Consider the following 14,621-nt stretch of genomic DNA (forward strand, 5'->3'; position numbering starts at 1 on the left):
TTTAAAAAAGCGCATCTACATATTCTTGCGCGTTGAAAACTTTTAGATCATCTATAGATTCACCAACACCAATATACCTTAATGGGATCGGTTGTTCTTTAGCAATCGCTGCAATAACACCACCTTTAGCGGTTCCATCAAGCTTAGTTAGGGCAAGACCGGTAATTCCTAAAGCCTCGTTAAATATCTTAAGCTGACTGATGGCGTTTTGCCCGGTATTTGCATCTAACACAAGAAGAATTTCATGAGGTGCTTCAGTGTGACATTTGTTAATCACACGTTTAACTTTTGTAATTTCATCAATTAAATGTTTTTGTGTAGGCAATCTACCTGCTGTGTCCGCAATCACGATATCAATATTTTTTGCTTTCGCAGAGTTGATAGCGTCAAAAATAACAGCACCTGGATCACCCGAAGCTTGTGAAACAACATGAACATTATTTCTTTGACCCCATACTTGCAGTTGTTCTGTAGCAGCCGCCCTAAAAGTATCGCCTGCAGCAATTAATACAGATTTATCTTCATCAAGGAAAATTTTTGTAAGCTTTCCAATAGTAGTTGTTTTGCCTGCACCATTTACTCCTACAACCATAATGACATAAGGATTTGTTCCTTTTAGTACCAAAGGGTTTTCGATAGGAGCCAATAATTCAATTAATTTTTCTTTCAGTAAACCCTTAATCTCATCTGCATTTTCTATATTATTCTTTTTTATAGAAGCTCTAATGCTATCTAAGAGATAAGTAGTAGCAGAAATGCCCACATCGGAAGTAAGTAATATTGTTTCTAACTCTTCAAAGAGTGCCTCATCGATTTTTTTGCCAGAAAATAATGTAGTAAGTTCAGTGGTTAACTTTTCTCGAGTTCTGGTGAGGCCTTTCTTTATTTTGTCTGCAAAACCAAAAAAACCACTTTTCTTTTCTTCTTTGGGTATTATTTTTTCTTCAGAAGTTGCAATTGGTTTTTTTTCAACAACTTTGGGAGATGGCTCGAAACGTTGTTTCGGCCTTAATGCCTCTTTTTTCTCAGAAATTCTTGGAGTTTTAGAAACTTTTTGTTTTGGTGCTGAAGGACCTTTTTTTTGTGGTTTTTTGGCGACTTCTTTTTTTGCCGCAGATTTCTTTTCTGGGCTGTCTTTCTTTATAATTTTTTTCAGGAATTCAAACATTTTTTAAAATTTTAAGAACTTAATGAGATAAAGAAAAGTCTACGAAACATTGATATTCATTATAATAGCTAAATCACTTAAGGATTAGACGCGTTGTTAAAAAATATTCTACTTTTTCTATTGTTGTTTCCAAGTTTACTGCTAGCACAAACTTCAGAATTTAAGCTTTCCAATGGATTAAAAATTATTGTAAGAGAAGATCATCGTTCTCCCGTAGTTGTTTCTCAAGTTTGGTACCGAGCTGGTAGTCTTGACGAGGTGAATGGAAAAACTGGTGTAGCTCATGTTCTTGAACACATGATGTTTAAAGGGACTAAAAAAATTAAGGCCGGAGAGTTTTCTAGACTTATTGCCAAAGCAGGCGGTAAAGAGAATGCATTTACCGGGGCAGACTATACCTGTTACTTCCAGCAGCTTGAAAAATCAAATCTTGAGCTTTCATTTAAATTAGAAGCAGATCGAATGCAGAATCTTAATTTATCTAAAGAGGAATTTGATAAGGAAATTAAGGTAGTAATGGAAGAACGACGATGGAGAACTGAAGATAAGCCAACATCTCAAGTTAAAGAGCAATTTGGGTCTACTGTTTTTAAAGCCCATCCTTATAGCAGGCCTGTTGTAGGCTGGATGAATGATCTGGAAAATATGACGGTCGAAGATGCAAAAGAGTGGTACAAAAATTGGTACGCTCCTAACAATGCAATTTTAGTAGTGGTTGGGGATATTTACGCTAACGATGTGCTACATCTTGCAAAAAAATATTATGAAAAAATCCCTGCAAGAAAAATACCAGAAAGAAAACCTCAGATTGAACCTAAGCAAAATGGGGAAAGAAGGTCGATAGTTAAGGCGCCAAGCGAGTTATCTTATCTTTTGATGGGGTATCCTGTGCCAACCCTGAATAGTCGAAATGGAAATGATGAAAATTCTTGGGAGCCATATGCTTTAGAAGTTCTATCCAATATCTTTGCTGGTAATAGCTCTTCAAGACTTAACCAAAATCTTGTAAGAAATCAACATTTGGCTATCAATGTAAGCGCTGGTTATGATTCCCTATCTCGAGGAAGAGTAAGCATCTTTGAATTGGAAGGGACTCCAAACGATTTTAAAAATATTAATGATCTAGAAAATGCATTACTTCAAGAAATTGAAAAAATTAAAAAAGATGGCGTCACTCAAGAAGAATTAGATAGAGTGAAGGCAACCGTTATTGCAAGTGATGTATATCAAAAAGATTCTATGTTTGGAATGGCAATGGAAGTCGGACAGCTTGAAACAATGAATTATTCCTTCCATTTAAGCGATGGATATATTGATAAAATTAATAGCGTAACTTCTGAACAAATAAAAAATGTCGCTAAAAAATATTTAACTCGAGATAATTTATCGATAGTTATTCTTGATCCACAGCCGATGAATCAAGATTTAACCCCTAAGGGACGTCCGCATGTTCATTAAAATTATTCAACTTATTTTTTTGTTTGTTTGTTTTCAGCAAAATAGTTTTGCTGCGTTAAAAATTAATACATGGGAAACAAAAGAAGGAGCTAAAGTTCTTTTCGTTGAGAACCACGATCTTCCTATACTTGATATCAATGTAAATTTCTTCGCAGGGAGCGCGCAGGATCCTAATGGTAAAGAAGGTCTTGCGCATCTAACTCATCATCTTATGAATTTGGGGGCTGGTGGTATAAATGAAGAAAAATTAGCCAATCAATTTTCAGATATTGGTGCAGCAATTGGCGGAGATGTCGATCTCGACAGAGCTTACTTTAAATTAAGAACTTTAAGTTCCTCTGTGCAGAAGGACAAAGCACTTTCACTATTTAAGTATGTAATACATGCGCCTGATTTTCCTGTTCCAGTATTAAATAGGGAAAGAGATAGAATTATTGCAAGCATCAAACAGTCTATGACGCAGCCAGAAACGATTGCTAATTTGGCGTTCATGAAATCTTTATACGGCGATCATCCATACGCGCATGATGAAGCTGGAGATATAAATAGTTTACAAAAGATGAATCAAGCTGATTTAAAACAATTCTATAAAAACTATTATTTATCATCCGAAGCTTCAATCGTGATCGTTGGAGATGTAAACGCTGATGAAGCTAAAAAAATAAGTGAGTCTATTAGCCAGGGATTGCCTCAGGGAAATACTAAACACAATATAGCTTCCGTGATTAATCAAAATTACGCAGGAGTTAAAAAAATACAGCATCCTGCAAAACAGGCTCATATATTAATGGGTATGCCAGTTCTAAAACGTGGCGAAAAGGATTATTTTCCTTTGTATGTCGGCAATTACATTCTAGGCGGAGGCGGTTTTGTTTCAAGGCTCACTGAAGAGGTTAGAGAGAAAAAAGGATTGGTTTATAGTGTGTACAGTTATTTCATGCCGCTCTATGTTGAAGGCCCTCTTGAGATTGGCTTGCAAACCAAAAAGGAGCAAGCTGATGAGGCGCTTAGTATTATAAATTCAACTATTAAAAAATTTATTGATGAAGGCCCAACTGAAAAAGAACTTACTGCTGCTAAACAAAATTTAGTTGGCGGATTCCCCCTAAGGCTCGATAGCAATGCAAAAATTGTTGATTACTTAAGTATGATTGCTTTCTATAAGCTACCAATTTCTTATATTGACAATTATATAAGTGAGATTAATAAAGTAACAATTGATCAAATAAAAATGGCATTTAAAAGTAAAATTGATCCTAATAAACTAACGACTATTATTGTAGGTGCAGAGTAGTTTTTGAAGACTGGCAAAAATCAAGTCAAAATTATTGGCGGACAATGGAAAAGAAAAAATGTCTCTTTTATTGATTCGCCGGGATTAAGACCCACTCCAAGCAGAGTTAGGGAGACTTTATTTAATTGGTTGGACCAAGATCTGACCGGGAAGGTTTGTTTAGATCTCTTTTCGGGTTCGGGCATCATTGGTTTTGAATCTCTTTCAAGAGGCGCTTCAAGTGTAGTGATGGTTGAAAAATCTCCCCAAGTTTTTAAAATGATTCAGGAAAATAAAAAGCTTCTTCAGGCAGAAAAAGCTCAACTTCATTTTATGGATGCACTTTTATTTCTCCAGCATAGCAATGCTAAGTTCGATATTATTTTCTGTGATCCTCCGTTTAATGAAGGCTGGGAAGATAAATTATTTCCTCAACTAGCTAACCATTTAACTAAGGATGGGCTAATATACTTCGAATCAGAATCTGTTTTAATAGAACACAGTGAGTTTAATGTTTTAAAAAAAAGAAAAGCAGGAAATGTTTTTTACCATCTTGTGACATTAAAAAATAATGAGCCAATCTAATTTATCTATAGCCGTTTATCCCGGAACCTTTGACCCCATTACATTAGGACATGAGAATATTGCTCATCGAGCTACAAAAATCTTTGATAAAGTAATTGTGGCTGTTGCTGGCAATACAAGCAAACAATGCTTTTTTGCCTTTGAGAAGAGGGTGGATTTGGTGAAGGCCGTCTTCAAAGACCATAAAAAAATTGAAGTGATTGGGTTTAATGGACTTTTAATGGACTTTGTTGAGTCACAAAATGCTCAAGTTGTTATTCGAGGCTTAAGAGCTGTTTCAGATTTCGAATATGAATTTCAATTGGCAGGTATGAATCGCAAACTTTATCCAAATGTTGAAACGCTTTTTCTAACGCCTTCTGAGCAATTTACTTTTTTATCTTCAAGTTTAGTAAGGGAAGTTGCTACCTTAGGAGGAAATATAGAACAATTTGTATCCCCAGTTGTGAAAGAAGCTATGAAAGAAACTGGACGTTAATCATGGCGCTAATGATTACGGATGAATGTATTAACTGTGACGTATGCGAACCTGAATGTCCAAACAATGCAATTTATCAAGGCCTTCAGATTTATGAAATCAATCCTGAATTATGCACAGAATGTGTAGGACATTTTGATACGCCGCAATGTCAAGAAGTATGCCCTGTAGATTGTATTCCAATTCATCCTCAATTTGTTGAATCCAAAGAAACGCTGATGCTTAAGTATCATCAACTACAAAAAGATAAAGTGAGTTAGTTATGCGAGTACTTCACACCATGATTCGTGTCACTGATCTAGAAAAATCACTCAATTTCTATACGAATATTTTAGGTATGAAGCTTTTAAGGCGACACGAATATCCTGATGGAAAATTTACATTAGCTTTTGTGGGGTTTGGTGATGAAAAAAATCATGCAGTCATTGAGCTTACATATAATTGGGGTGTGACAGCCTACGACAAAGGCAATGCTTTTGGACATGTTGCAATAGAAGTTGAAGATGCTTACAAGGCTTGTGAATTAATTAAAACAAAGGGTGGAAAAGTAATTCGTGAAGCAGGCCCCATGCAACATGGTTCGACAGTGATTGCTTTTATTGAAGATCCAGATGGCTATAAGATTGAATTAATCCAAACCGGTACTTTTTAATCAATCAAATAAGTCTTTCATTTTATCAAGCCAGCCTTTTGATTTTGGGCTGTGCTTGCCACGATCTAATTGATTAATCTCTTCAAGCTCTTTTAATAATTCTTTTTGTCTGTCCGTGAGTTTTACAGGCGTTTCTATAGAAACATGACAATGTAAATCGCCAGGTGAATTTTGTCTTAAAGGTTTAATACCCTTACCTTTCAATCTAAATACAGCACCTGTTTGAGTTTCCGCAGGTATTTTCATTTTTGCATGACCATCTAATGTAGGCACCTCTATTTCGCCGCCAAGTGCAGCAGTAGTAAAGCTAATAGGCATTTCACAATGCAAATTACCACCATCGCGTTCGAATAAATCGTGTTTCTTTAAATGAACAACAACATACAGATCTCCTGGAGGTCCGCCATTAACACCTGACTCGCCCTCGCCCGATAAGCGAATGCGATCACCTTCGTCTACGCCTGCAGGGATCTTAACGGAAAGAGTTTTATTTTGTTTAACACGACTAGCTCCATGGCAGGTTGAGCATGGTTCCTTGATAATTTTTCCAGTGCCATGACATTTAGGACATGTTTGTTGTACAGAAAAAAATCCTTGCTGCATTCTCACTTGACCATGACCATGGCATGTATCACAAGTGACTGGTTGTGTGCCAGGTTTAGCGCCAGTTCCCTTGCATGGGTCACAAGATGTCATAACAGGGATGCGAATTTTTGTTTCAGTGCCTTTTGCCGCATCTTCAAGACTAATTTCCATGTTATAGCGAAGATCGGCTCCTCGATATACATTTGATTTTTGGCCGCCACGACCACCACCAAAAATGTCACCAAAAATGTCACCAAAAGCATCATTAAAGTCTGAAAATCCGCCAGACCCATGACCGCCCATGCTTGGATCTACTCCTGCATGACCATATTGATCATAGCTAGCTCTCTTTTGTGAGTCCGAAAGTATTTCATAAGCCTCTTTAGCCTCTTTAAAACTTTCCTCAGCTTTTGGATTATCAGGATTGCGATCAGGATGAAATTTCATCGCAAGTTTACGATAAGCTTTTTTTATTTCATCATCTGAAGCGTCACGAGATACACCAAGAGTCTCGTAATAATCTTTTTTTGTCGCCATGGTATTTTTTCAAAAAAACAAAACAACACCAGAATAGCTGATGTTGTTTTAATGGTTAAAAGTTATTTATCTTTTTTGTCTTGCTTAACTTCTTCAAATTCTGCATCCACTACTTCAGCGTCAACTGTTTTTTCTTCTTGCTGAGGTGCGGCACCAGCATTAGGTTGTTGTGCTTGTTGTTCAGCATATATTTTCTCGCCTAATTTTTGAGATGCTTCCATTAACTCTTTTGTTTTAGCCTCAATCTCATCTTTATTGTCAGATTTTAATGATTCTTCTAAAGATTTTATAGCGGCTTCAATTTTCTCTTTTTCAGCTGCATCTAATTTATCACCATGATCGGTGATAGATTTTTTCACTGAATGAATCATACCGTCAGCAGAGTTTTTAACATCAACAAGCTCTCGAATTTTACGATCTTCGTCAGCATATTTAACAGCATCTTCTTCCATTTTTTTAATTTCTTCTTCACTGAGTCCGCTATTTGCTTTAATTGTAATTTTATTTTCTTTACCAGTAGCTTTATCTTTAGCAGACACGTGCAGGATACCATTAGCATCAATATCAAAAGTTACTTCAATCTGAGGTGTCCCTCTTGGTGCTGGAGGTATATCAGTTAAATTAAATTGACCTAAACTCTTATTGCCTGAAGCTACTTCACGCTCACCTTGAAGCACATGAATCGTAACAGCATTTTGATTATCTTCAGCCGTTGAGAATACCTGCGATGCCTTGGTAGGTATCGTTGTATTTTTCTTAATAAGTTTAGTCATAACACTTCCGAGTGTTTCAATGCCTAAACTTAATGGTGTCACATCGAGAAGTAAAACATCTTTAACATCACCTTGAAGCACGCCACCTTGAATAGCTGCACCTACAGCAACTGCTTCATCGGGATTAACATCTTTTCTAGGCTCTTTACCAAAGATATCTTTTACTTTTTCTTGTACCTTTGGCATACGGCTTTGACCACCAACAAGAATAATGTCAGATATATCGCTTCCAGAAACACCAGCATCTTTCATTGCAACTTTACAAGGCTCGATTGTTCTTTCAATCAAATCATCCACAAGAGACTCAAACTTTGCACGTGTAATTTTTACGACAAGGTGCTTTGGACCACTTGCGTCTGCTGTAATATAAGGTAAATTCACCTCTGTTTGCTGGCTACTTGACAGCTCAATCTTTGCTTTTTCAGCTGCTTCTTTTAAACGTTGCTTTGCAAGTAGGTCATTTCTTAAATCAAGACCATTTTCTTTTTTAAATTCATCAGCCAAGAAGTCAATAAGGCGATTATCAAAGTCTTCTCCACCTAAAAAAGTATCTCCATTCGTAGATAACACTTCAAATTGATGCTCACCATCAACAGTTGAGATTTCTATAATAGATACGTCGAATGTTCCGCCACCTAGATCGTATACAGCAATCTTTCGGTCTCCCTCTTGTTTGTCTAGACCAAAAGCAAGCGCAGCTGCAGTAGGTTCATTGATGATACGTTTAACCTCAAGCCCTGCAATTCGACCTGCATCTTTGGTAGCTTGACGTTGACTATCATTAAAATAAGCAGGAACAGTAATGACCGCTTCTGTAACTTCTTCACCAAGGTAATCTTCAGCAGTTTTTTTCATCTTTCTTAAAACTTCTGCTGAAATTTGAGGAGGCGCCATTTTTTGATCGCGAACTTTTACCCAGGCGTCGCCGTTGTCAGCCTTAGAAATTTCATAGGGCATTAAGCCAATATCTTTTTGCACTTCCTTTTCTTCAAAACGACGTCCAATTAATCGCTTTACAGCAAATAATGTATTTTTTGGATTAGTAACTGCTTGTCTTTTAGCGGGTGCGCCCACAAGAATCTCACCATCATCTTGATAAGCAATAATCGAAGGCGTTGTTCGAGCGCCTTCTGCGTTTTCAATCACCTTAGGCTTTCCACCCTCCATAACAGCCACACAGGAGTTTGTTGTTCCTAAGTCAATACCAATAATTTTAGCCATTTTTTTTCCTTAAAAAATCTATTTAATTTGATGTGTCTATAATTGGGACAGTCTTGAATTTTTCAAGAGCTTATATATTTTTACTTTTTGATACGGTTACAAGAGCTGGTCTTATAACTCTTTCATTTAATAGATAACCTTTTTGAAGAACAGTTAAAATTTTATTTGGCTCTTCTTCTGATTCAACCATGCTGATTGCTTGGTGTTGATTAGGGTCGAATTTTTCACCTAATGCTTTAATTTCATGTATACCGAACTTCTCAAATACATTAATAAGTTGTTTTTGTGTGAGTTCTACGCCATTTTTATAACTATCTACATTTGCATTTTCAACTGTTAAAGCTGCGTCGAGACTGTCTTTTACAGAAAGTAATTCACCGCTAAATTTTTCTAGTGCAAATTTTCTAGCTTTATCGATATCTTCGAAAGAACGTTTTCTTATATTTTCCCCTTCGGCTTTAACATAAAGAACTTGAGCTTGAGCTTCAGCTAATTTCTCTTCGAGAAGTTTTATTTGATCTTCCGAGGTGCTTGAAATGGTCTGATCTGGATTATTGTTTGAATCATCAATAGATGAATTTTCTTTATCTTCTGCATTCATAATTTTGCCTTTTAAAACTTTTGAAAAATTACAACTTAGAGCAAATTTGGGGGTGAAACTTTAAATTTCAAGGTATTAAAGTTAAATAATTGCTTCGATTTGGGAAATCGTTGATTCGACAGTGGGAATGACACCAATTTCGCCTAAATTAACAGACGGTACTTTGATATTAGGGTAAACGCCAGTAAGGTATGGGTTGCTGTCCATATATAGACCTATAGTTGGAATTCCAAGAGCATTTGCAAGATGAGTCAGCCCCGAATCAACACCCACAACACATTTTGCGCTCGAAATAATATTAGCAAGATCGCTAATCTTCATTTTAGGAAGTACTAGGCAATTGGTAGATGTTTTTCGAAGTATTTTGGAGACCTCGTATTCTTCAAGGTTACCCCATGGCAATAAAACTCTAAGACCTAAAACATTAAAAAATTGAACAATTTTTTGCCAATGACCTATAGGCCACTGTTTGGTTTTTTTGCTCGATCCATGAATGAGAACGACATAGCGCTCCGATAGATTAAAGTTGGTGATATTGTGAATTTCTAATCCAAAATGAGCAGGATGATCCATTAGATCGTATTGAAAACATTTGGCTGCTAATTCTCGATTGCGAACTACAGCATGAATTTGTTTTGATACAGTATGTGTGTGTTTGTAGAAATAAGAAGCAGCTGCCTCTCGAACAGAGGCTTTATCAAAGCCATGAATATCTCCATGGGTAAATAAAGTAAAAAATGCACTTTTAAGTAACCCCTGGAAATCAATCACTATGTCATAGTGTTCCTGGCGAATTGCTTTAATTGCCTTATAAAGGCCTGTCCATGTTGTTTTTTTTCTAAGGTTTTTTTTCCAAGTTCTAAGAGAGATAGTGATAACTGAATGAATTTCAGGATGGAGCCTTGGGATGTCAGCAAAAGACTCTTCAACTAGCCAATCAATTGAGCTTTCAGGGACAAAATATTTAATATCATTAACAACGGGCAAACAGTGAATAATATCCCCGAGAGAGGATGTTTTAATGATGAGTATGCGGACCATGTAGTGAATTTTCGCATATAAATCAATACCTATAAATAACTTAAAACATAAATTAATGTTTAATTATTTGACGCTTCTTAAGTGTTTCTAGGATAATGGAATTAGATACAAATTTTTATTTCTTCAACATAATGAATATATTAAATGAAACAGTCCATCATAGAAATCACTGAAAGAATCAAAGAAAAAAGTAGACCAACACGTGTTGCTTATTTATCGCGTATTGATGCGATGCTTCAAAGGCAGCGAGGAGCAGATCGCTTAGGCTGTGCTAACGTTGCTCATGCGATTGCCGCTCTTCCTAAAAATGATAAATTAAGAATTATTAGTGAGAAGAAACCTAATATTGCGATTGTGACGGCTTACAACGATATGCTGTCAGCACATAAACCTTACGAAAATTACCCTTCACTTATTCGTGATGAAGCTAATAAGCTTGATGCTACTGCCCAAGTAGCTGGCGGTGTGCCAGCCATGTGTGATGGAATTACGCAAGGCGAGCCGGGCATGGAGTTAAGTTTATTTTCTCGAGATACCATCGCGATGTCTGCAGCAGTTGCGTTATCGCATGACATGTTTGATGGCGTATTAATGCTAGGTATTTGTGACAAGATTGTCCCTGGTTTATTAATTGGAGCCTTACATTTTGGACATTTACCTACAATTTTTGTACCGGCAGGGCCAATGTCTACTGGTATCGACAATACTTCAAAATCTAAAATGCGTGAAAAATATGCGCAAGGATTAGTAGGGCGTGAAGAGTTACTCGCTTCCGAGTCTGCTGCATATCATGGCGAAGGTACGTGTACATTTTATGGCACTGCTAACAGTAATCAAATGCTCATGGAGGCAATGGGTCTTCATATTCCAGGCGCTGCATTTATTCATCCTCGCCAAGATATTAGAGAAGAAATCACGCGTGAGTCAGTTCGATCTCTTTTAAGCATTATCAAAAACAAACAAAATAAACCCATTGGTAAATTAGTAGATGAGCGAGTCATAGTAAATGCAATGGCGGCGTTATTAGCCACAGGCGGATCTACTAATCATCTTATTCATTGGGTGGCAGTTGCGAGAGCCGCTGGTATTATTATTGACTGGACTGACTTCCACGATCTTGCGAGTTCAACACCTCTTTTAGCAAGTATTTATCCAAATGGCAAAGCAGATGTGAATGAATTCCAATCCGCAGGCGGTCCTGCGTATGTGATTCGAGAATTAATTGAAACTGGATGCATGTATCCGGAAGTGATGACTGTAAGCGAAGGCGGCTTAAATCAATATACAAAAAAACCTATGAAAGAAGACGGCAAACTTACTTGGAAAGATTTACCTAAAGAGAGTGGCGATGAAACAATTTTGAGAACAGCAGACAATCCTTTTAATCAGTCTGGTGGCTTAAAACTTTTAAAAGGCAATCTTGGTCGCTCAGTGATTAAGATTTCTGCAGTACCTCAAGATCGATATATTATTGAGGCACCCGCAATTATTTTTGACACACAAGAAGAGCTGCTTAGTGCTTTTGATCGAGGCGAGCTTGAAAAAGATTTCGTTGCGGTTGTAAGATTCCAAGGACCTAAAGCCAATGGAATGCCTGAGCTTCATAAGCTCACACCTCCTTTAGCGGTGCTTCAAAACAAAGGGTTTAAAGTAGCTTTGGTCACTGATGGAAGAATGAGCGGCGCATCCGGAAAAATTCCAGCTGCAATTCACGTAAGCCCGGAAGCTTCAGCTAACGGACCTATTGGTAAAATTCGTAACGGCGATATGATTCGATTAAACGCGATGGTTGGGACTTTAAATGCACTAGTTGATGAAGATACCTGGTATGAGAGAGAGAATGAAAATCTTTCTGACCAGCATAGAAATAATAATGCGCATGATATCGGACGTGAATTATTTGCTGGCATGAGAAAAAATGTGATTTCTGCCGAAGAAGGCGCAATCACCTGGCTATAAATTGTATAAGGACAATATGAAGACATTAGATTTAGCAAATTACGGTCCAGTAATTCCAGTCATTGTGATTGATAAAGTGGAAGATGCTGTGCCTATGGCAGAAGCTTTGCTTGAAGGTGGTATTAAAGTTTTAGAAGTCACATTAAGAACTTCATGTGCTCTTGATGCTATGGATCGTATTATTAAGCATTTACCTGAAGCAATTGTAGGTGCAGGCACTGTAAGAACCAAAGTAGATGCTTCGGCTGCAAAATCAATTGGATGTCAATTCGCAGTGAGTCCAGGATATACATCAGAAATTGGTAAACATTGTTTGGATATTGGATTATCTTTATTGCCAGGTGTATCAACTGGAAGTGAGGTGATGATGGCGAATAATGATGGCTATTATTTCCTGAAACTCTTTCCTGCGGTTGCAGTAGGCGGAATTAATCTTCTTAAAGGATTTGCAGGCCCTTTTTCAGATGTCAAATTCTGTCCAACAGGTGGGGTGACTGTTCAATCAGCACCTGACTTTTTAAGTTTACCCAATGTGCCAGTTTGTGGGGGCACTTGGCTTACTCCAAAAGATCTCGTTGGAAACAAAAACTGGATTGAAATTACAAAATTAGCAAAAGAAGCAAGCGCGATTAAACGCCCTTAATTCAATCTCATGCTTCCCATTTCTCAATACAAGACAATCTTATTTGATTGTGATGGCGTCGTACTTAATTCAAATTTTCTTAAGATAGAAGCCTACCGATTAACGGCTCTTGAGTTCGGCGCATCCGAGGAAGATGCAATGAAGTTAGTGAATCACCATATCGAATATACCGGCATATCTCGAAATATTAAATTCAGTTATTTTTTAGAAAAAATCCTTAATAAGACAGTAGATGATATTTCGATGAATCATCTTTTAAATCAACTTAATTACGAGGTTGAAAGGCTTTTAGAAAATTGTGAGATCGCTGAAGGCCTTGAAGCCTTAAGAGAAAAAACTAAAGATTCCAATTGGATGATTGTCTCTGGCGGAGATCAAGAAGAGATTATCCGATTATTTACCAGAAAAAATTTATTAAAATATTTTGATGTAGGCATTTTCGGAAGTCCTGATTCAAAAGAAGATATTGTGACCCGCGAATTGAAAAAATCTACTGGACAAAAACCAGCATTATTTATTGGCGATTCTAAATATGACTATCAAGTCGCTAAAAAAAATAATTTGGATTTTATTTTCTTAAGTGATTGGACTAATTTTTTTGAATGGAAAAGTTTTTGTGCGGAAAATAAGATCGAGATCTATCAGAAGTTAGATGATCTCAATCATTAAATTACTTTTCTGATAACCTCTTCAGGTTTAATATTTTTAAGACAGTTCGTATGTTGAAGCGGGCAAGATCTTTCAAAGCATGGGCTGCATGAAAGACTTAAATACATTATTTCAGCATGACGACTCAAGGGCGGTGTTTTTTTTGGGTCAGAGGAACCGAAAATAGCGACTTGTTTAATCCCCATGCTCGCAGCTACATGCATTAAACCAGAGTCATTACTTAAAAATGAGTTGCATATACTCATAACATCAATAACTTCTTCAAGTTTTGTTTTACCAATGAGATTAATTACCTTATTTTTTGTAAGTTGGTCTAGCGATCTACCAAGATCATGATCATTAGCAGATCCTAGCAAAATAACTTTCCAGCCTTTATCTATCGCTTTTATTGCGACTTTTGCAAAATGCTCAACAGGCCATCTTTTAGCTTCCCCATATTCAGCACCTGGAGCAATCCCTAAAATTTTATCTGATATTTTTAATTTACCTTTTAAAAATTTCCTTGCTTCATGAGGTTTTGAAATGAGGCAGGTTAATAAGCTCGTTTTAACATTTTTATTCTTTGGCGCGAGTGCTAAAAATTGATCAACAGTTCGATAAAGGCTTTTATCTTTTTTAATACGATCATTAATGAGTCCAAAGCGCATTTCTCCCAAAAATCCAGTGCGCTTGGGAATATTGGCGAAAAGTGGAATGAGTGCAGATTTAAACGAGTTAGTTAATATAATGGCTTGTGTATAACCCTCGATTCTTAGACTTTTACCTAATTGGTAGCGCTTAACTAAATTTAGTTCGCCATGAGAAAATGGCAAAGGTATGGGTTTGTCAACCTCAGGCATTCGAGAGACTAAGGGGATAGTCCATATGGGCGAAGCTACATGAAGCTCACTTTTAGGGTAATGATTTTTAATGGCTTTAAAAAGTTTTTGTGCCATAACCATGTCGCCTAACCATGATGGACCTAAAACCAGAATTTTT

At 36.8% G+C, this 14,621-nt stretch carries 15 protein-coding genes; 9 read left to right on the top strand and 6 right to left on the bottom strand.

What is annotated here, in order from left to right; genetic code table 11:
• Window position 1: 1 nt before the first annotated feature.
• Window positions 2-1,168, bottom strand: a complete 1,167-nt coding sequence (gene ftsY, locus FIT61_RS01930; RefSeq protein ID WP_139882890.1) for a signal recognition particle-docking protein FtsY — start codon at window positions 1,166-1,168, stop codon at window positions 2-4.
• 93 nt (window positions 1,169-1,261) lie between these two features.
• On the opposite strand from ftsY, the gene FIT61_RS01935 reads away from it, so the two are divergent.
• From FIT61_RS01935 to gloA, 6 genes are read left to right on the top strand one after another with little or no spacing between them, the layout of a single operon-like run.
• Window positions 1,262-2,626, top strand: coding sequence for a M16 family metallopeptidase (locus FIT61_RS01935; RefSeq protein ID WP_139882892.1), 1,365 nt, complete (start codon window positions 1,262-1,264; stop codon window positions 2,624-2,626).
• Entirely contained in the window at window positions 2,616-3,920 is a 1,305-nt protein-coding gene (locus FIT61_RS01940; protein ID WP_187351818.1) for a M16 family metallopeptidase, read from the top strand. Before FIT61_RS01935 ends, FIT61_RS01940 begins: the two co-directional genes overlap by 11 nt.
• Window positions 3,921-3,923: 3 nt before the next feature.
• Window positions 3,924-4,484, top strand: a complete 561-nt coding sequence (gene rsmD / locus FIT61_RS01945; protein WP_139882894.1) for a 16S rRNA (guanine(966)-N(2))-methyltransferase RsmD — start codon at window positions 3,924-3,926, stop codon at window positions 4,482-4,484.
• On the top strand, window positions 4,471-4,962 hold the full coding sequence (gene coaD / locus FIT61_RS01950; protein ID WP_139873169.1) for a pantetheine-phosphate adenylyltransferase: 492 nt from the start codon (window positions 4,471-4,473) through the stop codon (window positions 4,960-4,962). The genes rsmD and coaD overlap by 14 nt, the downstream gene beginning before the upstream one ends.
• Window positions 4,963-4,964: 2 nt before the next feature.
• On the top strand, window positions 4,965-5,222 hold the full coding sequence (locus FIT61_RS01955; RefSeq protein WP_139882896.1) for a YfhL family 4Fe-4S dicluster ferredoxin: 258 nt from the start codon (window positions 4,965-4,967) through the stop codon (window positions 5,220-5,222).
• Between the two features lie 2 nt (window positions 5,223-5,224).
• Complete coding sequence (gene gloA / locus FIT61_RS01960) at window positions 5,225-5,614, top strand: lactoylglutathione lyase (protein ID WP_139873171.1); 390 nt, start codon at window positions 5,225-5,227, stop codon at window positions 5,612-5,614.
• Here the strand turns inward: gloA and dnaJ are convergent, their stop codons facing one another.
• From dnaJ to waaC, 4 genes are all read right to left on the bottom strand, one after another.
• Entirely contained in the window at window positions 5,615-6,736 is a 1,122-nt protein-coding gene (gene dnaJ, locus FIT61_RS01965) for a molecular chaperone DnaJ (RefSeq protein ID WP_139873172.1), read from the bottom strand. It abuts the gene before it with no gap.
• A gap of 62 nt (window positions 6,737-6,798) precedes the next feature.
• Entirely contained in the window at window positions 6,799-8,730 is a 1,932-nt protein-coding gene (gene dnaK, locus FIT61_RS01970; protein ID WP_139882898.1) for a molecular chaperone DnaK, read from the bottom strand.
• A gap of 70 nt (window positions 8,731-8,800) precedes the next feature.
• On the bottom strand, window positions 8,801-9,331 hold the full coding sequence (gene grpE, locus FIT61_RS01975) for a nucleotide exchange factor GrpE (protein WP_139882899.1): 531 nt from the start codon (window positions 9,329-9,331) through the stop codon (window positions 8,801-8,803).
• An 81-nt stretch (window positions 9,332-9,412) separates the two neighbouring features.
• Window positions 9,413-10,372, bottom strand: a complete 960-nt coding sequence (waaC, locus tag FIT61_RS01980) for a lipopolysaccharide heptosyltransferase I (RefSeq protein WP_139882901.1) — start codon at window positions 10,370-10,372, stop codon at window positions 9,413-9,415.
• Between the two features lie 144 nt (window positions 10,373-10,516).
• Between waaC and edd the strand changes: the two genes are divergently transcribed.
• Genes edd through FIT61_RS01995 form a run of 3 tightly spaced genes read left to right on the top strand, consistent with a single transcriptional unit; the run spans window position 10,517 to window position 13,643 of the window.
• Window positions 10,517-12,331, top strand: a complete 1,815-nt coding sequence (gene edd / locus FIT61_RS01985) for a phosphogluconate dehydratase (protein ID WP_139882903.1) — start codon at window positions 10,517-10,519, stop codon at window positions 12,329-12,331.
• 16 nt (window positions 12,332-12,347) lie between these two features.
• Window positions 12,348-12,974, top strand: a complete 627-nt coding sequence (eda, locus tag FIT61_RS01990; RefSeq protein WP_139882905.1) for a bifunctional 4-hydroxy-2-oxoglutarate aldolase/2-dehydro-3-deoxy-phosphogluconate aldolase — start codon at window positions 12,348-12,350, stop codon at window positions 12,972-12,974.
• 9 nt (window positions 12,975-12,983) lie between these two features.
• On the top strand, window positions 12,984-13,643 hold the full coding sequence (locus FIT61_RS01995; RefSeq protein WP_139873178.1) for an HAD family hydrolase: 660 nt from the start codon (window positions 12,984-12,986) through the stop codon (window positions 13,641-13,643).
• On the opposite strand, the gene waaF is transcribed toward FIT61_RS01995, so the two are convergent.
• A complete protein-coding gene (gene waaF, locus FIT61_RS02000) occupies window positions 13,640-14,578 on the bottom strand; it encodes a lipopolysaccharide heptosyltransferase II (RefSeq protein WP_244925208.1) in 939 nt (312 codons plus the stop codon). The two genes, FIT61_RS01995 and waaF, sit on opposite strands and share 4 nt — an antisense overlap.
• Window positions 14,579-14,621 lie beyond the last annotated feature (43 nt).

Source organism: Candidatus Methylopumilus rimovensis (assembly GCF_006364615.1).
Classification (GTDB): domain Bacteria; phylum Pseudomonadota; class Gammaproteobacteria; order Burkholderiales; family Methylophilaceae; genus Methylopumilus; species Methylopumilus rimovensis.